Here is a 19192-nt window from a genome sequence, read left to right on the forward strand (position 1 = left end):
TGGCAGGCTAGGCAGGCCCCGCGGGAGTGCAAGGAGCCGCTGTGTAACGCAGATAGCTCCGCCACTCTTGCTTACCCGCTCGGGTAGTTGGCGGAATCATGGGATTGCGGATGATGCTGGCATGAGACTCGGACTCCCGTTCGTCATCGCCGCCTTGGCCCTTCCGGCGGCCAGTCATGCGCAGGAGGAGTACGCCAGGCACTTCGATCCGGGCGTGATGGGGCCGCCTACGACGCCTGCGATCGAGAAGGCCGCACTGGCCCAAGTCTCCACGCCGCTGGCTCCGGGACCTTGCGAGGCGACATGGGAGTCCGTGGCGAAGAACTACCGGCCGCCGGCATGGTTCGAGGACGCGAAGTTCGGGATCTTCCTCCACTGGGGGCTCTACGCCGTGCCCGCCTATCACAATGAGTGGTACGAAAAGCACATGTACTCCGCGCAGGCGAAGTGGCATGAGGAGCACTTCGGCCCGCTGGAGAAGTTCGGCTACAAGGACTTCATCCCGCGCTTCACCTGCAAGAACTACGATCCTGCGGCTTGGGCGGAGCTCTTCCGGAAATCCGGTGCGCGCTATGTGATCCCCACTGCCCAGCACCACGACAACTTCGCGCTATGGGACAGCAAGCTCACGAAGATCGACGCCAAGGACATGGGGCCGAAGCGCGACTTGATCGGCGACCTCGCCGCGGCGGTGCGCAAGGAGGGCCTCAAGTTCGGCGTCTCGAACCACGGGATCGAGAACTTCACCTTCATCGAGCCGGAGAAGAGCATCCGCGCGCGACTGGAGGCGCAGAAGGCGGATCTCTTCGACCCGGAGTGGGCGGAGTTTTACCACGTGGCGGACAAGAGCGATGCGGCGCAAGCCCGCTTCCTGGGCGACTGGGTGGAGCGTAATCTGGAGCTGATCGACAAGTACCAGCCGGACATGCTGTGGTTCGACAATGGTGCGAACGGTGCCAAGAACCGCGAGCTCGACCAGCTGAAGCTGCGGGTGGCGGCCCACTACTACAACCGCGCGAAGGAGTGGGGGAGGGAGGTCTCCATCAGCACCAAGGGGCTGGCCTACGCACCCAGCGGCGACCACCTGAAGCAGATCGGCTCGATCATCGACTTCGAGAAGATCGGCAACCGCTCGCCCGCGGGGATCCGTCCGGGACCTTGGCAAGTGGACCAGCCGATCGGCAGCACCTGGGGCTACACCACCGGCATGAAGATCACCGGTGCGGATCGGGTGATTTCTCAACTGGTCGATACGGTCAGCAAGGGCGGCAACCTGCTGCTCAATCTCTCGCCGACGGCGGAGGGAGAGATTCCCAAGGAGCAGCAGGCGACGCTGCTGGGAATCGGCAAATGGCTGGAGACCAATGGCGAGGCGATCTATGGCAGCCGTCCGTGGAAGCAATTCGGCGAGGACAAGCTGCGCTTCACCACCAAGGGCGGCGCGCTGTACCTTTTCGTCCCGGGGAATTCCGGCGCGGAGGTCCGGGTGAAGGCGCTCGCGGGGGCGAAGGCCTCCGGAGTTAGCCTGCTCGGTAGTGCCTCGAAGCTGGAGTTCTCGGGAAGTCCGGAGGCATTGGTAATCAAGCTGCCGGAGGACGCGCGGCGCACGCCTGTGGCGGTCCTGAAAATCACTGGTGAACTTTGAAAGAATCCCGCTCATTTTCGGGAAAGACCTGTCCGACAACTCCGTAAATCCCATGATGACCCGTTACTTGCTTCTCGCGTCGATGTTCCTTTCCGGCCTGGCCGGTGCGGAACCTGAAAAGATCTTCAATGGCACCAACCTGGATGGCTGGAAGGTCAAAGGTGGTGAATACTGGACCGCCACGGACGGCGTCCTGAAGGGCGAGAGCGATGACAAGAAGCAGGGCTCGGTGCTGTGGACGGAGAAGGAGTTCAAGGACTTCACCGTGGAGCTGGAGTTCCGCTTCTCCGGCGATATCGACTCCGGCGTCTTCCTGCGCGGCGAGGCGGATCAGATCCAGATCGGTGTCTCGCGCTCGCTGAAGGTGGACATGACCTGCTCGCCCTACATCGGGCCGAAGGGCAAGTACCCGCAGACCGCCGCCGGGGTGAAGGAGCTGCTCAAGGACGGCGACTGGAACAAGATGAAGATCGTGGCCAAGGGGAACACCTACACGGTCTCCCTGAACGGCAAGCAGGTGATCGAATACGTCTCCGACACCGCGAAGGAAACCGGCCCGCTGGGTCTGCAGGTCCATCCGGGCGTGAAGATGAAGGTCGAGTTCAAGAACCTGACGGTGGAACCGATTTAAGGTGCCGGGCTTCCAGCCAAGGATTCTGATCGCCGGTCCGCTGGGTCGGCGATATTCCTTGGGTGCTGCATGGCTGAGGAATTGGTGGGAGAGGAAGAATTTGAAGCGCTGGTTCGCCCCCTGATCGGGCTTGAGGTCTCCTTGCTGTGGAAAGGCTACGGAACGGCGATTTTCCTGGAATTGGGAGTCCTCGGGCCGCCGTCGCGTCCGGGCGGGCGGGGCAATGGCGAGGCTTGCATTGCCATCGAGGAGGACTGGCGGGTGGAGACGCAGAGGGCTGTGGCCTTTGGTAGCTCGGACAGCCGCGGAGAAATCGCCGCTGGCATCGCTTCGCTCCAGGGCAGCCTGATGACAGCCATCTCGTTCGCCGGGCGGATCCGGGAATTGCTGGTGGAATTCTCAAACGGTCAGGGTCTCCGTACCATGGTGATGACCCGTCGTGATCCCGAGTGGTCGATTCGGCTCCCCGACGGGCGATGGCTGGGAGTCGAGGCGGGACGGATAACCCTGGACCACGGCGAGGCCAAGGGGCTGAGTTCTGTGGAAACGACAGTGTCGGAGGGGGCTGATGCCATTGCCGCCCGCTGGGGCATTCCGCGGCTTGAGCCTGCTCCGGGCAAGTGCCGGGATTGCCGCTCATTTGTCCATTTGGATGGGGACTTCGCCCTCTTGGATTACGGCTGCTGCACTGCTACAGGCGGGCCTTTCGATGGGAAGGTTGTCCATATCCGGAGCGGCTGTCCGGAGTTCAGCCAAGACGCGGTCGCCGGGTAATCATCCGGCTTGGGAATCTGTGGGTAAATCTGCTTTTGATTGGGTTTCGGCGCTATTTGAGGCTCTGTGAGTTCCCGGCACGGCTGATGCTCCTTTTTGTAACAGCTTCTTGACTGACGGGGGCATTGACGCACGGGGGAGCAAGTGCATCATCCCGCCCCCGGCGCGAAGGACACGCCGGGAAAGGCCGGCCGCAGCCCTTGCGGCCACCACGATCTGACCTGATCTACCATCATGCCAACCACCATCGCCATCAACGGGTTCGGGCGCATCGGCCGCCTCGTCTTCCGTGCCCTCGTCGAGCAGGGCCATCTCGGAACCACCTTCAACGTTGTCGCCGTGGGTGACATCGTGCCGGCTGACAACCTTGCCTACCTGCTGAAGTACGATTCCACGCAGGGCAAATTCAACGGCACCGTTTCCTCCAAGAAGTCCAAGCCGGAGCTTGAAGAGGATGACGTGCTGGTGGTGAACGGCCACGAGATCAAGGTCGTCTCCGCCCGCAGCCCGGAAGGTCTGCCGTGGAAGGAACTCGGCGTGGAAGTCGTGATCGAATCCACCGGTCTCTTCACCGATGCCGAGAAGGCCAAGGGCCACCTCACCGCCGGTGCCAAGAAGGTCATCATCTCCGCTCCGGCGAAGGGTGAAGACGGCACCTTCGTGCAGGGCGTCAACGACGAGCTCTACGACGCTGCCAAGCACCACATCATCTCCAACGCGAGCTGCACCACGAACTGCCTCGCCCCGGTGGTCCACGTCCTCCTCAAGGAAGGATTCGGCATCGAGGAAGGCCTGATGACCACCATCCACTCCTACACCGCCACCCAGAAGACGGTGGACGGTCCTTCGAAGAAGGATTGGAAGGGTGGCCGCAGCGCTGCGATCAACATCATCCCGTCCACGACGGGTGCCGCCAAGGCTGTCGCCCTGGTCTGCCCGGAAGTGAAGGGCAAGCTGACCGGTATGTCCTTCCGCGTGCCGACCCCGACCGTGTCGGTGGTCGACCTCACGGTGAAGACCTCCAAGGCGACCTCGCTCGGTGAGATCAAGGCGGCCCTCAAGAAGGCTTCCGAGACCTACCTGAAGGGCATCCTCGCCTACACCGAAGACGAAGTGGTTTCGACCGACTTCATCCACGACGCGCACTCCTCGATCTTCGACGCCGGCTCGTCCATCGAGCTGAACCCGACCTTCTTCAAGCTGGTCGCTTGGTACGACAACGAGTGGGGCTATTCCAACCGCGTGATCGACCTTCTGACCGACGTGGTGAAGAAGGGGATCTGATCCTTCTCTCCGCTGCTAGTTAGAAGCAGTTTTGTTTTTGAAAGCACCCCGCCTTGTGAGAGGCGGGGTGTTTTTTGGTTGGGAGATTGGCTTTGAAAGCCGCGGGAATACGGGGAGCTTGCTGGTCATGTGTTTTTGGGAATGATGACGGTGCTACTCGAATTCTGCCATCATCTCATGGACGAAGAAATTCACAGCAGGCGATCTTGGCAGGAGATCGCGGACATGTACGAGCAGTTGGTTCTTCGTTCTCCAAATTGGGAGCCAATGCGTGCTCTCGTGCGCCGCCTTGCAGCGGCCCCCACCGCATCGGAGCTTGAACGCAACACCTCCATGTTCGCGCTTCTCATTTCCAATGCGCCCACGCGCCACTGGCAAGAGAATGTGCTTCGCGTAGCATTCCTGCCCGATTCCCAAGAGTTCGAGTTTGTGTATCGCCATTACCATGGTGACGCCAACATTACCGAGAAGCGGTGTCCGGTTCCCGAGGCTTGGGATACGCTGTCGCGGTTTGTTCGATACAAGTTCGGAACCCTTTTGACGGAAGAGTGGTCGTCTTGAGAGAAGGGGGGCAGTGCAGTGAGCCGTTGAAGCGAATGAAACGTAGAACCTTTATCGCGGTAGTATCGATCATCTCGATAGCCACCTTCGGCTACTTCGGGTCCGCGCTCAGGCCTTTTCTGATTGAGCCCGGAATCAAGATCGGTCCGGAGATCCCGGCGGATGCGGTCACGGCGATCCATCGAACCTGCGCCTTCCACCGTCTGGGAATCAAGAAGCCTCTGACCTTCTCCGCCTATATGGAGGCGCTGAGGAATCCGAAGAGTCACAAGGTTGAGCCTGTTTCGGTGAGGATGGTCGCCGAGAACAAGATTGTGGTCCATGATCCAAACCGAGGCATGGAATCACTGCTCAAGAATTTGGAGGGGACATGGGAGCAGGGGAGCTACGGGATGGCGGAGGGGCCTGATGGCATCTACAACTGATCGGTGGTTTGCAAAGGTATGCGGGGCTGCTTAGTGTTGCCACCTGTTGCGCGGGACCTAGTTGTTCAAATTGAGCTCTGCTGTTCTTGTGCGGTATTCGTGGGCCATCTAGTCCAATTTCCGCCTCCATGATTCCTTGGGATAAAGTGAACGACCTGCGCCACCGCGCGGACGAGTTCAAGCAGCAGGGCGATTTTGCCGCGATGCTTCCGCTGAGAGAGGAGGTGGCACGGCTGCTCGAAGATTACGGAGCGGCTGCGAAAGAGGTGGCCAACGGCTGGAACTACGTGGCGTATGTGAATCGCCAGATCGGGGACTTTCCGGCAGCGGAGCGGGCTGCGCGAAAATCGCTGGCATTTTATGTGGAGCACTCGGAGGGCAGGGACGAACTGCTGGCAAGCTACCTTTGGATGCTCTGGATGACGCTCGTGGACCAAAGCCGCTTTGCCGAAGCGCTGCCCTATGTGGAAGAGGGCGTCGGCTTGTTCGCCGAATTGCATGGAGAAGATGATTTTGTCATCGCCCGGCGTGCCGACTTGGCCAAGATTCGAGGGCAGCTGCGGCAGGGATAGCTCTTGTTCCAATCGGGGTTTCGATATCCTTGTCGTGCTAACCGGTGGTTTGCGCTCCTGCTTCGTTCCAAGCCCCGGCTGCTTGCTGGGCTCCCTCCGGAGCTTGAAGTGTGCTGGTATCTTGGCGAGGTGGGGCTGCAAGGGACCGCTCGAGCGGCTTTCAAAGCCGCGCTCCCAATTGCTCAGGCGAAGCGCGAGATATCGACCAACTGCAGCACCGGCCGCTCCTCCGCATCGCAGCGATCAAGGTCGATGCTAAGGTGAAGCGACCAATCGTTGTGCTCCTCAGGGTCGACCAAGATTTGCTCGTAGGTCCAGAGCCTCGGCTTCTCCTCCTCCATTCGCGAATGCTTCGTCGCGCGCGCTTCGGGATCGAGGCGGATGCGCTCGTGGTCGGAGTAGTAGTCGTCTAACAAGGCCTCGATCCGCGCGGCGTTCCACGCTTGGCCCTCGCCGTCGGTTGGCTCGATCTGGGCGAGGATGGCGGCGGTGTTGCCTTCGGCGAAGGCCTTCACAAGGGTGAAGACTGCATTCCTCAGGGCGCGGGTGAAGGCGGGGCGGTTGCGGGTGTAGGCGACGTGCTTGCGCAGCTCGGCGGGCTTCTCGGCCTCCGGCACGTAATCAGGGTTGCGCAGCTTCTCCCACTCGTCGATCAAGCTGGAGTCCACAGTTCGCAGGAGGTCACCGAGGTATTCCTCGGCCTCGACCAGTTCCTCGGTCTTCGTCATCGGCGGGACGGTCTGCGAGAGGACCTTGTAAACCTCCGAGATGTGGCGCAGCAGGACGGCCTCGCTCCGCTCCAGGCCGTAGGTCTTCACGTAGTCTTCGAAGGATTGCCAGTGCTCGAATATCTCGCGGGCGATCGACTTCGGGCGCACCGCGGCCTCCTTCATCCACGGGCGCTCCGCGACGAAGCGATTGTAGGTGTCGTAGATGAAATCCTTGCCGGGCTTCGGCCACTCGACTTCCTCCAGGCGGGCCATCCGCTCCTCATACTCCACGCCCTCGTTCTTGAGCTGGTTGATCAGCTCGCCCTTCAGCATGTCCACTTGGCGGCGCAGGATCACCTCCGGGTTTTCGAGGATGGCCTCGACCAGCGAGATTACGTTCAGCGCATAGTCCGGGGCCTCGCGGTCGAGCAGGGGGATGGCATCGAGCAGGTAGAGCCCGAGCGCTTGGTTCATCGAGAAGTCTTCCTGGAGCTCCACATTCAGCGCGACCTTCACCGGCCCGTGGCGCTCGGCGCGGGGGATGATGCGCAGGATGTTGCCCTCCACCATGCCGCGGAAGATCTGGAAGGCGCGCTTGCGGTGCGCCTTCTTCTTCCCGGCGGTTTCATGGCTGTCGTTGATGATCTTGCGCAGGGCCGCGCAGCCATCCTCATGCTGGCGGCCCAGCACGTTCAGCAGCATCGAGTGCAGGATCTGGAAGCTGGAGACCAGCTTCTCCGGCGGCGCATCCATCAGGCGGCGGAAGCCTTTCTCATCCCAATTGACGAAGCCCTTTTCCGGCGGCTTGCGTTTTACGAAGCTCTTCTTGCCGGACTTCGCGGCCTTCTGCTCCAGCCGCACGTTCTCAATCACGTGTTCCGGCGCCTGGCAAACGACATAGCCGATATTGTCGAAGCCGCGCCGGCCGGCGCGCCCGCAGATCTGCTTGAAGTCGCGGACCGTGAGGGTCTTGGTACTGCTGCCGTCGTACTTGAAGAGCTGGGTGAAGAGGACGGTGCGGATCGGCACGTTCACGCCGACGCCCAGGGTGTCCGTCCCGCAGATCACCTTCAGCAGGCCGCGCTGCGCCAGTTTCTCCACCAGGATGCGATACTTCGGCAGCAGACCGGCGTGGTGGATGCCGATGCCATGGCGCAGCAGCTTCGAGACCTCCTTGCCGTAAGGGCTGCGGAAGTTTGCGTCGTGCAGGACCTCGGCGATCCGCTGCTTCTCTTCCTTGGTGCAGAAGTTCGAGCTGGTCAGGTTCTGCGCCGTCTGTGCGCAGGCAAGCTGGGTGAAGTGGACCAGATAGATCGGCGCGCGGTCCTTCTCGACCAGCTCCGCGACCTTTTCCTCAAGCGGCGTCTCGCTGTAGTCGAACTCCAGTGGCACCGGCCGTTGATCCGACTTTACCAGCACGGTCGGCACGCCGGTCAGCTTGGTGATCCCTTCCTCGAAGAAGGCTGTCTCGCCCAGAGTCGCGGACATCAGGAGGAAGCGCGCCTGCGGCAGCGTAAGCAGCGGCACCTGCCAGGCGAAGCCGCGCGAGTGGTCCGAGTAGTAGTGGAACTCGTCCATGATCACGTCGTCCACCTGCGCCATCGCGCCTTCGCGCAGCGCGAGATTCGCGAGGATCTCCGCGGTGCAGCAGATCACCGGTGCGCCGGGATTCACCGTGGCATCCCCGGTGATCATACCGACCTTCTCCGGGCCGAAGACGTGGCAGAGCGAGAGGAACTTCTCATTCGCCAACGCCTTGATCGGCACCGTGTAGTAGGAGCGGCGATTCTGGCAGATCGCCTTGAACTGGAGTGCCATTGCCACCAGCGACTTCCCGGAGCCGGTGGGCGTGTTGAGGATCACGTTGTTCCCCGCGAAGAGCTCAAGGATCGCCTGCTCCTGGTGATCGTAGGGCTCCACGTCGGTCTCGATCAGGTAGTCGAGGAAAACGCTCAGGACCTCGTCATTCGAGTTCGGGTTCGCGAGCTTGGAGGGATCAAGGTGGATCATCGGCGGGCGCAGGGTGGGGGGCGGCGGAGGAAAAGGGAAGCGCGGGGAAATTGCACGCTGTACGGGCACTTGGCGCTGTAAATCCACGCAATCCGATAAGGTCACAGCTCCCATCTTGCCCGCGTGGCCCGATTGGTGCTTTCGTCCCGCGTGTTTTTCCGCGCTGTTGCCCTAACCACCGCATGCCTTGGCTTCTTTGCCGCGGCTTCCCGTGCGGACGAGGTGGTGCGGATCCTGGCCGGGAACATTTCCAGCGGCAGCAACCAAGCCTATGAGGACCCGGGCAATCGCATCCTCCAGGGCCTGAAGCCCGACGTCGCGCTGCTCCAGGAGATGGAGGTGGGGAGCAAGTCGGCCGCCGAGTACCGCGCTTGGGTGAATGAGCAATTCGGCAGCGCTTTCTCCTACTACGTCGAGAGTGCGAAGAACATCCCGAATGGCATCGTGAGCCGCTATCCGATCCTCAATTCGGGCTCTTGGGATGATGTGGAATTGAGCGACCGCGAGTTTGCCTGGGCCAAGATCGACCTCCCCGGGGACAAGAACCTCCTGGCGGTTAGTGTGCACCTGAAGGCCTCCAGCGGCAGCGACAACGAGACCCGGCGCAACAATCAGGCGACGGCCCTGGTCAGCCTGATCAATGCCAATCTAACCACGGGCGATTTCCTGGTCATCGGCGGCGATTGCAATACCTACAGCCGCACCGAGGCCTGCATCCAGACCCTCTCCGCAGTGGTGAAGACCACGGCGCCGTGGCCGGCGGACCAAGCCAACAACTCCAACACCAATAGCGGCCAGACCAGCCCCTACGATTGGGTGATGCCGAGCAACAACCTAGCGGCCTATGCCACGCCGCTGGTCATCGGCTCTAACACCCACGTCAACGGCCTGGTCTTCGATAGCCGCGATTACATGCCGCTGTCCGCCGTCCCTCCGGTAGTTTCCACCGACAGCGGCGCGACCGGCATGCAGCACATGGCGGTGATGCGCGCTTTCCTGATCCCAACGAATGATTCGCCGGTCATCGCACAGGGCGATGCGATCTCTGTCACCCTTTCGGCGAACAATAGCCCGACCACCTTCAGTCGCAGTCTCAACGCCACGGACGCGAATGGCAACCCGCTCACTTGGTCGATCCAGACCCAAGCGGCGCACGGCAGCGCGAGCGTAGTGGCACCTGCCACCGGCGGCACGGTCAATCTCAGCTACACGCCGGCCACCAACTATACCGGCGGCGATTCCTTCGTAGTGCGCGTCGCCGATGGCCAAGGCGGCTCCGACACGATCACTGTCAATCTCACCATCGAGCCTGCGCCTAACACGCCGCCGGTCATCGCCGGAGCGGAGGCCCGCCAGCTCACGATCTCGCAGAATAGCTATCCCTCCGCCTTCCAGCTCAGCCTACAGGCCACCGACGGCGATGCTGATCCGCTCGCATGGTCGGTCTCCAACACAGCCTCGCATGGCAGCGCCAGCGTCGAGGGCAACGGCAATAGCGCCGCCATCTTCTACCATCCCGCGAACGGCTACACCGGTGGCGATAGCTTCACGGTGCAAGTCGCCGATGGCCGGGGCGGCAGCGACAGCGTGATCGTGCAGGTCACCGTGGAGGCTTCCTCCGCCCTCGATGTATGGACCTACAACGCCCTCGCCCCGCTCACGCCCGAGACCGAGGCCACGGTGTGGGGCGAGAACGCGGATCCCGATCACGATGGCTACACCAACCTCGAGGAATTCGCCCACGGCCTGAACCCGGCTCTCAGCGACGGCGCGCCGAATCTCATGAGCTGCGTCTTCATCCAGGAGGGCGAGGAGAGCTACGCCGTGCTCACCTTCAAGATGCGCATGGATGGAGCCCAGCCGGCGCTTACCTATACCCTCCAGCGCTCGGATGATCTTTGGAACGATTGGGAAGAGGTGCTCATCTCGGACATCACCGCGCTGGGTGGCGACACGGATCTCGGTGGTGGCTTCGTCTCCCGCGAGGTCCGCGTGAATGCGCCCACGCAGGAGTTGCGTGCGTATCGCCTGGTGTTCTCGGCCCCCTGACTGACTTACCAAGGGTCGTCGTTCTCCACTGTGCTGCGCTTTCTCGGCGCTGGCGGCCGCGGTGCCTGCGGTTCCGGCCGGAGCTTCTCTGGCTTCCACCGTAGCAAGACCGGAATAAGCAGCCCCGCTAGAGCCATCCCCAGCAGGCGAAATCCATTGAGGATGGCAGAAACATCCGGCGATACCGGTCGATCGGGGAGAGGCTCAATCAAGGTGTTCCAGTGTGCGCTGCGCCTAGGCTCATCGGGTGGGTCCTCGTAATGCAGCTCGGCAGATAGCTCCCTCAGCTTGGCGAGGCGTCGCGAGAAATCCTCGTCCTTCGCCAACTCGACCAGGATCGGATCTTGGTCGAGGGCGTGGAAGATCTGGCCCCAGGTGCCTTCGAAGCCAGCCTTCACCGCTTGGTGTTCCAGCAGCGACTCAAGATCCTGTATGTCCCACAGCTTCGACTGTTCCTCCTCGCTCTTCGGCCGAAATTCTGCCCTTTTCGGAGGCGGCTTCATCCCCGCCGATTCCTTCTCGCGCGCTGGAGTATCCAGAATCACCGCCACTTCCCTTGCCATCGTGAGAGCATCGAGCGGATTCGTGTAGCGGGCCGTGATGGTCACCCCGCCTTGATCCGGCTCCAGGTGGGTCGTCTTCTGGACTTCTTCCGTGGCCTTGTCGCGGGTGGTCCGCCAGCGACCCTCCAGACCCAATTTGGTTACCAGCAACTCGGCTCGGTAGCGCGTGATCTGAGCATCGTGGCTGGCGTGGACCGATCCTTCGACTCGGGCCCGCACTTGGTAGATCTTAGGCATCGCATAAGAGACCACCATGCCCACGATGGTGCCGATTACGGCTCCGGCCAGCAGGAGCAGCGTGATGCGCATGGCCGACACGGGATGCCGCGGGACTTGGGTAGATGGGGCAGGGGAGGAGGGATTTGCTTCGTCCATGAATTCCGAAGCCCATTCAATCAAAGCGGCACTTTCAAATCAATCATTGGGGCCTCCACCTGTAGAGCTCACTCCCGGTCCGCAACGAACAAGGTATGCGTGAATTTCTTCGCCTGTGGATATGCCTTCGCCCCGACGCATTCCACTTTCTTGAAGACGCGGCCGAGCGACTCGGCGAAGTGCTTGTCCCGGTTCGCCGACCAGTAGACGACGCGGCCTTTCGGCTGCAACGCGGCTTTCACCCGCAGCAGGCCGTTGCGGTTGTAGAGGCGGGCATTGCCCTTCTGCACCAGCGGATCGGGGCTATTGTCCACGTCCAGCAAGATCGCGTCGTAGCGCTGCTTGCCGTCTAGCAGCGCATGCACGTCGCTGCGGTGGATCTGCACCCGCGGGTCATCCAGCAGCAGGCCGTTGACGGATTGCAGGTGCTCGCGGTTCCAGTCGATGATTTCCTGGAGCAGCTCCGCGACATCGACGATCGCATTCGCCGGGCAGAGTTCCAGCACCCGCCGCAGCGTGAAGCCGAAGCCGAGGCCGCCGATGAGAACGCGTGGCTTCGTGGCGGGCATGCCGCCGCACGCGAGCTCGGCCATCGTTTGCTCGGAGGCACTGGCGGTGGTGCTCATCAGCTGCACGCCGCCGATTTTCAGGTAGTGCTGGCCATCGTGCTCCTGCAGGACCATGAGCCCGCCGTCTGGCGTGTGGCAGGAGGCGAGCGTGCGGGTGATCTTCATCCGCGGGCGGTATGGCGTTTCGGATGGCGGGTGTCGAATGAAAGCCGGCGGGAGATGGGGCCGGAGCTGTCTCCTGAAAAAACTTCCGGATTCTTGTCCGGTTCCCCCGAGGGCCTCCGAATGATATTTGTAAGACGCCATGACCGACCACGATCTCATCCGCGATTTCGCCGCCACCCGCTCGGAGCAGGCGTTCCGGCGGCTGGTGGACCGCCATTGCGATCTCGTCTTCAGCGTGGCCAGCCGCGTGACGGGGAATGCCGATCTGGCGCGCGACGTGGCCCAGCAGGTCTTCAGCAAGCTTGCCGCCAAGCCTGCGGCCGTTCCCGCCAGCGTGCCGCTAGCCGCCTGGCTCCACCGCACCTCGCGCTCGCTCGCCGTCGATCTGGTCCGCAGCGAGCAGGCCCGCCAGCACCGCGAACATTCCTTTTCCCTCTCTCCCGCGATGAATCCCGAACCGACGCCCGATTGGTCCCGACTCGAACCGGTCATCGACTCCCTGATCGACGAGTTGCCCGAGCTCGAGCGCCGCGCCGTGGTCCTGCGCTTCTACGAGAAGAAGTCGCACAGCGCGATCGGCAGCCTGCTCGGCCTCTCGGAGGAGGCGACCCGCAAGCGGCTTGATCGCGCGATGGAGAAGCTCCGCGCCCTGCTCGCCAAGCGCGGTATCGCCACCACCTCCGCCGTGCTCGCCACCATCCTGCCGGCCCATGCCGTCGCGCCTGCGCCGGTTGGCCTTTCCGCATCCCTTTCCAGTACCGCCCTGAGCACCGCCACCGCCGTGGCGGCCACTGCTACCAGTTCCACCAGTATCCTCGCCATCATCATGAGCCACAAAGCCATTTCCGCCGCCGCCGCACTCCTCCTTCTTGCCGGAGTTACCGCCGTTGCCGTTCCTGCCCTTACCAAGGATAAGAACGCTCCGTCTTCTGCCTCCGCATCCGCTCCGGTCCCGGCCAGTGCCGGGGAAGCCACTCCCGGAGCGGATGCCGGGGGCACCACCGCCCGGGCCAAGTCGAAGTCCGCCGCCACCGCCCGCCTCAGCGAGAAGTACGGCGATTCCCGTACCAAGCTCGCCGGTCACCTGAGCAATGAGGTGATCGGTATGACGGAAGATCTCATGGTCATCATGGACTTCGCGAGCCAGTCGCAGCTCGGCGACGCGATGTTCCACGATCCTGGCGAAGCACTTGGCGCGGCGGCCGAGTCGATTACCCTCACCGACGAGCAAAAGGCCAAGATCAGCGAGCTTCAGGCTGCTTCCATGAAGCGCCAGACCGATGAGGCCCGCAAGCTGATCGCCGACTTGAAGAAGGCGCCCGAGTCGCTCGTGGAGGCCCTGCTTCTCACTGATGCCCTGAAGCGCGGGGAGATCACCAAGGCGGAGTTTGACTCAGCCCGGCAGTCCCTCGACTTCCCGAAGGATGCCCTGAACCTCGCTCTGGACGGCACCGAAAGCGAAAGCGCGGAGGATGATCCGATCTTCATCGAGGAATTGCTCCGCGTGCTCGATGACGCCCAAGGCAAGGCCTACAAGGACGCCCTCGCCGCCAAGAAATCGACCAAGGAGGCCGAAACCGAGGCCGGGGAGAAGGGGATCATGACACTCGAGGAATTCGAGACCCAGATCACCTCCACCCGCAAGATCATGCGCGGGGCCGCCCAGATGATGGAGGGTATGACCAACGGTAACTTCCTGGCACCTTCGGAAGGGAAGAAGTAGCCGGAGGGGGAAGGGACTCAGTCCAAGAACAAGGACGCGATCGCCGCGATCACCCAGGCGATGCTCACGCCGGTGTCCACCTTTTCGCCCCACTTCGATTCCTGTTCGGGCTCCGTGGTGCCCATCATCGGCACGCGATCCGACCCGCCACTGGGCTTGGTGTAGAACATCTTTGCCTTCGCCGCCTCGTTCTGCTGGTGCAGGTGTTTGCCACCCGCTCGCCACCACTCGGTCAGCCGCCGCAGTTCGCTGCCTTCCAGCCAGACCCCGTGAGTCCCGCAGCGGTCCAGGATCACCCCGCTCGAGCCGCCGAAATTCAGGTGGCTCATCCGTTCCTCGCACATCGGGCACTTCCGGTAGACCACTTGGTGGGTATAGCCGAAGTCCTTTGCGATCTGCTGGAGCTGCACGGGATCGATCCACACCAGCGGATTCGTCTGCGCGTCTAGCAGCGCCTCCAGCTCGCCGGGGTTGAAGAACGCGCCGAAGCAGGTCCCGCAACGCTCGATCCGGATCTTCGGTTCGACGTCGAATTCGATCACGGAGAGCGGGGTCTCACACTCGGGGCAGGGGAGGGCGGCATCCGTGCCGAGGTCGCGGAAGTGGATCTGCCGCAGGTTCACATCCTGCCGGACCCCGCAGAAGGGGCAGAAGGTCATCGCTCCTTCCAGGCGTCCGCTGCAGCTCTCGCACTTCACGCCCGGCTTTGTCCGCGGAATCGGCCGCCGGGTCAATTCCACTACCACGGCCCTTTTCCAAGCCGGACGAGCGGCCCGGGTCACGCAGGTCGTTAGATTTCAGCTCCTTCCTGCCCGCGGGGCGGAAGCTTGGCAAAGCCGGGCTTGCTTTCCCCTCTCATCCCGCGAGCCTTGCAGCGTGATGGCTGATTCCCGCGCACCCGCCCCGCGACTGCGTTCGCTCGATGCCCTGCGCGGCTTCGACATGCTCTGGATCATCGGCCTGGCCGAGTTCTTCAAGCTTCTGGCTGAAGTCACGGACGTGGGTTGGCTGGATTCCTTCGCGCTCCAGAACGACCACGTGAAATGGGAGGGCCTGCGGCTGCATGACCTGATTTTGCCGCTCTTCATGTTCCTCTCCGGGATGTCCGTGCCCTATGCGCTGGGCCAGCGGCTCTCCCGCGGAATGGCGCGTGGCAGCGTCCTTGCCGGAGTCTGGCGGCGGGTCCTCATCCTCGTCCTGTTAGGTATCGTCTACAACCACGGCCTGCAGTTCGACTTCGCGCACCAGCGCTACGCCAGCGTGCTCGGCCAGATCGGTATCGGCTACGGCATTGCCGCCACGATCTACCTTTTCACCAAGACCTGGAAGGGCCGCGCGGCCTGGGCCTTGTTCATCCTGCTAGGGATCGCCGCGCTGCAGTTGCTCTTCCCGGTGCCCGGCGTTGGCGCAGGCGTGCTGACCCCGGAAGGCGTCGTGAATGGCTGGTTCGACCGCGGCTGGCTGCCAGGCCGCCTGCATGGGGTGGTCTTTGACCCCGAGGGCTGGCTCTGCACCATCTCCGCCTCCGCCCTGACCTTGGGCGGCGTGATGACCGGCGACTATGTGAAGGGCTGGGGCCGCCCCTCCCACACTGCGGCCGGCCACCTGCTGCTCGCCGGCACGGCCCTGCTCTTCGCCGGCTGGCTCTGCTGGCACTTCGGCTATCCACCGATCAAGTCGGCTTGGAATTCCACCTTCAACCTGCTCGCCGCCGGGATCAGCATCTGGACCTTCGCCGCCTTCTACCTGGCGATCGAGTTCCACCCGAACCAGAAGCTCAGCTTCCCGCTGGAGGTGATCGGCATGAACCCGCTCACCATCTACCTGCTTGAAGGAATCGTCTCCTTCCCGGATATCTCGCACTTCTTCTTCGGCGGCATCGCCTCCTACTGCGGGAAGTGGGAGGAGGTCGTGCTGATCCTCGGCGTGCTGCTGATCGAGTGGCTGCTGCTCTATTTCCTGTGGAAGAAGCGGGCGTTCCTCAGAGTCTAGCCGCCATTCCACGTCAATAGTACGACAGCCGAGGGACACCCAAGGCGGACACCACTATCCACGGCCGCTTGGCAAGCCTAGTTCAGAAAAAACTGAGGCACGTCGCGGAAGTCCCGGTTTGAGAACGCTGGTCGCAGGTCTGCCGATATCCGGGGCTCCGATCATTCCCGGCGCTTCCGGTGAAGCAGGAGCAGCAGTGCGCTCGCCCCCAAGGCCGCCCCGGAGGCTGGCTCGGGGACGACCGTGCCGATGGTCACATTGTCGAATGCCACATCCCCTTGGCCGCGGCCACCCGTTCCGTCCAGCACTACCCGGTGCATGCCGGGAATGGAAAGAGTGAGGGTCTCGGTGATGATCGATCCCAGATTGTCCGTGGTTCGCGTGCTCAGGGCGCTGCCAAGGAAATTACCGTTGATGTCGTAGGCATACATGCCGTTACCCGCGAGTTGCAGATCCTTGAAATCCACGCTCAGGAAATTGCAGATCCCGGGGTTTGAGGGATGGGCAGGATCGACAAAGAGGATCTCCACCAATGCCGAATCGGTCACCTGTCCGGGGCGGGTTCCGATGATAACATTGGTCGGGAAGGACTGGCCAAAGGTCGAAGCGTAGACGCCATTTCCTTCGGAAGCGAAAACCACACCGAGGTTCTGGTATTGGCTGGTGACGGAAAATCCGTCGGCAAGCTCGTTGAAGGTGATGGTGGTGGCGGCCGTCGCGTGCGGCAGTGTGAGTAAAACGGCGAGGAACAGGAGGTGCCGGAAAATGGTGGATGTGGAGGACTTCATGCCAAAGGTCCGCAGGCTGCCACGGCAGGCATTGCCTGTCCTAGTGGAAAGCCGTGAAGAACCCTTCACACAGGCGTGGGATTCGGTTCGGCTCCTGCGGGAGCCTCCTGACCGAAAACCTGCTGGCGTACCGAAGATCTCGGGTTCTAATGTGCCACTAGTGAAATTGCGATCCATGGGACTGCGGGCGAAGTTTGCTTTGGCTTTGGCCATCGCCGCCCTGCTGCCCCTGGCGGTGGGGTTCGTGGTGCTCCAGACCTGGGGCTTCGATCATTTGCTAAAGTCGAAGGCCCGCGAGTATGAGGCCGAGGCGCGCGCCCTCTCGCGCTCCCTGGAGAGCGCCGTGGAATCGCAATCCGGCAGCTTCTGGGGCTGGGTCTCCGCGGATCCCTCGCTCCAGGACTACCTGGCGGAGGATCACACCGCCGGCCTTCCCGAGCCCAAGGAGATCGACAAGCAGTGGGAATCCAAGAAGGAGGACGACCCGCTGCTGCGCCAGATCCTGGGCAATCCCGGCGCGATGAGCCTGCTGCGCTTCACCGCCGGGCGGAAGGCCGTGGCCGAAGTCATGGTCGCCGATCCGCAGGGCCGCTTGGCCGCTGCCTCGCGCAAGACCAGTGATTACGACCAGTCGGACGAGGCTTGGTTCACCGTCGGCCGCAACCTGCCGGAGGGCAGCATGTGGGCGGATGTGCTGCACTTCGATGACAGCGCGGGCGTCTTCTCGCTGGATGTGGTGCTGCCGATCCACCGCAGCGGTGAGCTGAAAGGCGTCGCGAAGCTGGTGCTGGATGTCACTCCGCTCTTCCAGCAACTGCGGACCTCGCGGGATCGCGACGACGGCCAGTTGGAGATCCTCTTGCCCGATGGCCGCATCCTCGCCCGCTCGGGAGAGGCCGGCTACCAAGCGCTTGGGACTTCGATCGATTCGGAGTCGCTGATGACCATCCGCGTGGCCCATCATGGCTGGGCGCTGACCAAGGCGGGCAGCGGCGAAGAGCGGATGACCGGTTTTGCGGCGATCCAGTCGCGCAGCGTGGACCGCCGGAAGTTCGAGCCCGGCGGCTACGTCCTCTTCTCCTCGCCCAAGGCCACCGTGACCGCGCCCCTGCGACGGCAGATTTCCTTGATCGGACTCGGTGCCGGTGCCGCCACCCTCTTCTGCCTGCTCTGCGGTTACGCTCTGGTCAGCCGCAAGATCCTGACGCCGATCGCGGTGCTCGGCCAGGCCGCCCGCTCGGTCGCAGCCACCGCGCGCCTCAGGAATGATCGCAATCTTGCCGATCACGAGGCCTTCGCCCTGCGCAAGACCGCCGAGGAAGACCTCCAGCGCATCCAATCGATCCACACCGGCGACGAGGTGCAAGAGCTGGCCGAGGACTTCGGCGCGATGACCGACAAGGTGATGCGCTACCACCGCGAGTTGGAGGCGGAAGTGGATTCCAAGACCTCGCTGATCCGCGAGGAACTCGAAATGGCCCGCGAGTTCCAAAACGCGCTGATGCCGACCAGCTTCCCGGAAACCCCGGCCCACCTCGCCAAGGACCCCCTGCGCCTTGGCTTCGCGCATTTCTATCAGCCTGCCTCGACCGTCGGTGGCGACTTTTTCGATCTGGTCGAGCTCGACGAGCACCGCACCGGCGTCCTCATCGCGGATGTGATGGGCCACGGCGCGCGCTCCGCCTTGGTCACGGCCATCCTCCGCGCGCTGGTTCGCAACCATGTCAGCGCCGCCGCCGATCCCGGGGCCTTCCTCGGCTTGCTCAATCGCGGTCTCTGCGAGGTCATCGAACGCAGCCACCAGACGCTCTTCGTGACCGCCTTCTTCATGGTGATGGACACCCGGGACTGCAAGGTGAGCTGGGCCGTGGCCGGCCATCCCTCGCCGCTGCGCGCCCGCCGCAGCACCGGTAATCCGCCGCAGCTCCTCTGGAGCGGCGCCCAGCGCCAGCCTGCCTTGGGCTTGCTGGGGAATTCCGTCTATCAGACCGCCACCTCGCCGATCCGCGCCGGCGATGTCTTCCTGCTCTACACCGATGGCGTGGTGGAAGCGGAGAACCCCAGCGGCAAGGACTTCGGCATCCAGCGCCTGGTCACCACCTTCGACGAAGCGCTCGATGGTCCGCTGGCCGCCATGCCCGCCAAGATCGTCTGCGAAGTGGCCGCCTTCCAGAAACGCAAGCACCACGATGACGACGTCTGCGTGGTGGCTGTGGAAGTGATTCCCGGAGCGGTGCCGGATATCGCGGCGGATCCGGCGGCGCTGGCCGGGGCGCGGCAGGGCTGAGCTATAGATCCCACACCTTCGATTCCCGCTCTCCACAGGGCCGCCGAGTCCGCTTCTTGTCCTCCGCCA

16 protein-coding genes are annotated in these 19192 nt (G+C 62.9%); 11 read left to right on the top strand and 5 right to left on the bottom strand.

The annotated features are described in order from the left end of the window. Positions 1-121: 121 nt before the first annotated feature. The 7 genes from BV071_RS24350 to BV071_RS24380 all read left to right on the top strand — a co-directional run bounded on the left by BV071_RS24350 (position 122) and on the right by BV071_RS24380 (position 5892). Positions 122-1645: an alpha-L-fucosidase gene (locus tag BV071_RS24350; protein ID WP_052573842.1), complete on the top strand. Its 1524-nt coding sequence runs from the start codon at positions 122-124 to the stop codon at positions 1643-1645. A 52-nt stretch (positions 1646-1697) separates the two neighbouring features. Next, positions 1698-2276, top strand: a complete 579-nt coding sequence (locus BV071_RS24355) for a DUF1080 domain-containing protein (protein WP_035612692.1) — start codon at positions 1698-1700, stop codon at positions 2274-2276. A gap of 69 nt (positions 2277-2345) precedes the next feature. Continuing rightward, positions 2346-3050: a DUF3027 domain-containing protein gene (locus BV071_RS24360; RefSeq protein WP_035612695.1), complete on the top strand. Its 705-nt coding sequence runs from the start codon at positions 2346-2348 to the stop codon at positions 3048-3050. Between the two features lie 234 nt (positions 3051-3284). Further along, the gene (gap, locus tag BV071_RS24365) at positions 3285-4334 is read left to right on the top strand and encodes a type I glyceraldehyde-3-phosphate dehydrogenase (RefSeq protein WP_035612698.1); all 1050 of its coding nucleotides are present in this window, start codon (positions 3285-3287) and stop codon (positions 4332-4334) included. Between the two features lie 177 nt (positions 4335-4511). Continuing rightward, entirely contained in the window at positions 4512-4895 is a 384-nt protein-coding gene (locus tag BV071_RS24370; RefSeq protein ID WP_265594823.1) for a hypothetical protein, read from the top strand. Between the two features lie 35 nt (positions 4896-4930). Continuing rightward, positions 4931-5320: a hypothetical protein gene (locus tag BV071_RS24375; protein WP_035612706.1), complete on the top strand. Its 390-nt coding sequence runs from the start codon at positions 4931-4933 to the stop codon at positions 5318-5320. A gap of 128 nt (positions 5321-5448) precedes the next feature. Further along, entirely contained in the window at positions 5449-5892 is a 444-nt protein-coding gene (locus BV071_RS24380) for a hypothetical protein (RefSeq protein WP_035612708.1), read from the top strand. 182 nt (positions 5893-6074) lie between these two features. Here the strand turns inward: BV071_RS24380 and BV071_RS24385 are convergent, their stop codons facing one another. Next, positions 6075-8612: a DEAD/DEAH box helicase gene (locus tag BV071_RS24385; RefSeq protein ID WP_035612711.1), complete on the bottom strand. Its 2538-nt coding sequence runs from the start codon at positions 8610-8612 to the stop codon at positions 6075-6077. A gap of 150 nt (positions 8613-8762) precedes the next feature. Here BV071_RS24385 and BV071_RS35700 point away from each other — a divergent pair, with 150 nt between their 5' ends. Next, positions 8763-10661 (top strand): Ig-like domain-containing protein, encoded by a 1899-nt coding sequence (locus BV071_RS35700; RefSeq protein ID WP_052573843.1) that lies wholly within the window; start codon positions 8763-8765, stop codon positions 10659-10661. Between the two features lie 5 nt (positions 10662-10666). On the opposite strand, the gene BV071_RS24395 is transcribed toward BV071_RS35700, so the two are convergent. Beyond that, positions 10667-11533, bottom strand: a complete 867-nt coding sequence (locus BV071_RS24395) for a hypothetical protein (protein WP_035612714.1) — start codon at positions 11531-11533, stop codon at positions 10667-10669. A 134-nt stretch (positions 11534-11667) separates the two neighbouring features. Then, positions 11668-12333, bottom strand: coding sequence for a hypothetical protein (locus tag BV071_RS24400; RefSeq protein ID WP_035612717.1), 666 nt, complete (start codon positions 12331-12333; stop codon positions 11668-11670). 139 nt (positions 12334-12472) lie between these two features. Between BV071_RS24400 and BV071_RS24405 the strand changes: the two genes are divergently transcribed. After that, the gene (locus BV071_RS24405) at positions 12473-14056 is read left to right on the top strand and encodes a sigma-70 family RNA polymerase sigma factor (RefSeq protein WP_035612720.1); all 1584 of its coding nucleotides are present in this window, start codon (positions 12473-12475) and stop codon (positions 14054-14056) included. Positions 14057-14073: 17 nt separating this feature from the next. On the opposite strand, the gene BV071_RS24410 is transcribed toward BV071_RS24405, so the two are convergent. Beyond that, positions 14074-14754, bottom strand: a complete 681-nt coding sequence (locus tag BV071_RS24410; RefSeq protein ID WP_052573844.1) for a zf-TFIIB domain-containing protein — start codon at positions 14752-14754, stop codon at positions 14074-14076. Between the two features lie 181 nt (positions 14755-14935). Here BV071_RS24410 and BV071_RS24415 point away from each other — a divergent pair, with 181 nt between their 5' ends. Then, positions 14936-16048 carry a DUF5009 domain-containing protein gene (locus BV071_RS24415; protein ID WP_035612723.1) on the top strand — a complete coding sequence of 371 codons (1113 nt, stop codon included), beginning with the start codon at positions 14936-14938 and terminating at the stop codon, positions 16046-16048. A 161-nt stretch (positions 16049-16209) separates the two neighbouring features. On the opposite strand, the gene BV071_RS24420 is transcribed toward BV071_RS24415, so the two are convergent. After that, positions 16210-16836: a PEP-CTERM sorting domain-containing protein gene (locus BV071_RS24420; RefSeq protein ID WP_035612726.1), complete on the bottom strand. Its 627-nt coding sequence runs from the start codon at positions 16834-16836 to the stop codon at positions 16210-16212. A gap of 160 nt (positions 16837-16996) precedes the next feature. Between BV071_RS24420 and BV071_RS24425 the strand changes: the two genes are divergently transcribed. Next, complete coding sequence (locus BV071_RS24425) at positions 16997-19123, top strand: SpoIIE family protein phosphatase (protein WP_265594824.1); 2127 nt, start codon at positions 16997-16999, stop codon at positions 19121-19123. Positions 19124-19192: the final 69 nt, after the last annotated feature.

The organism is Haloferula sp. BvORR071, assembly GCF_000739615.1.
Lineage (GTDB): Bacteria > Verrucomicrobiota > Verrucomicrobiia > Verrucomicrobiales > Akkermansiaceae > Haloferula.

Bases quoted from the DNA above. Each gene is read 5' to 3' on its own strand.
- BV071_RS24350 (WP_052573842.1), top strand. From the start codon at position 122: ATGAGACTCGGACTCCCGTTCGTCATCGCCGCCTTGGCCCTTCCGGCG.
- BV071_RS24355 (WP_035612692.1), top strand. From the start codon at position 1,698: ATGATGACCCGTTACTTGCTTCTCGCGTCGATGTTCCTTTCCGGCCTG.
- BV071_RS24360 (WP_035612695.1), top strand. From the start codon at position 2,346: ATGGCTGAGGAATTGGTGGGAGAGGAAGAATTTGAAGCGCTGGTTCGC.
- gap (WP_035612698.1), top strand. From the start codon at position 3,285: ATGCCAACCACCATCGCCATCAACGGGTTCGGGCGCATCGGCCGCCTC.
- BV071_RS24370 (WP_265594823.1), top strand. From the start codon at position 4,512: ATGGACGAAGAAATTCACAGCAGGCGATCTTGGCAGGAGATCGCGGAC.
- BV071_RS24375 (WP_035612706.1), top strand. From the start codon at position 4,931: ATGAAACGTAGAACCTTTATCGCGGTAGTATCGATCATCTCGATAGCC.
- BV071_RS24380 (WP_035612708.1), top strand. From the start codon at position 5,449: ATGATTCCTTGGGATAAAGTGAACGACCTGCGCCACCGCGCGGACGAG.
- BV071_RS24385 (WP_035612711.1), bottom strand. From the start codon at position 8,612: ATGATCCACCTTGATCCCTCCAAGCTCGCGAACCCGAACTCGAATGAC.
- BV071_RS24395 (WP_035612714.1), bottom strand. From the start codon at position 11,533: ATGCGCATCACGCTGCTCCTGCTGGCCGGAGCCGTAATCGGCACCATC.
- BV071_RS24400 (WP_035612717.1), bottom strand. From the start codon at position 12,333: ATGAAGATCACCCGCACGCTCGCCTCCTGCCACACGCCAGACGGCGGG.
- BV071_RS24405 (WP_035612720.1), top strand. From the start codon at position 12,473: ATGACCGACCACGATCTCATCCGCGATTTCGCCGCCACCCGCTCGGAG.
- BV071_RS24415 (WP_035612723.1), top strand. From the start codon at position 14,936: ATGGCTGATTCCCGCGCACCCGCCCCGCGACTGCGTTCGCTCGATGCC.
- BV071_RS24420 (WP_035612726.1), bottom strand. From the start codon at position 16,836: ATGAAGTCCTCCACATCCACCATTTTCCGGCACCTCCTGTTCCTCGCC.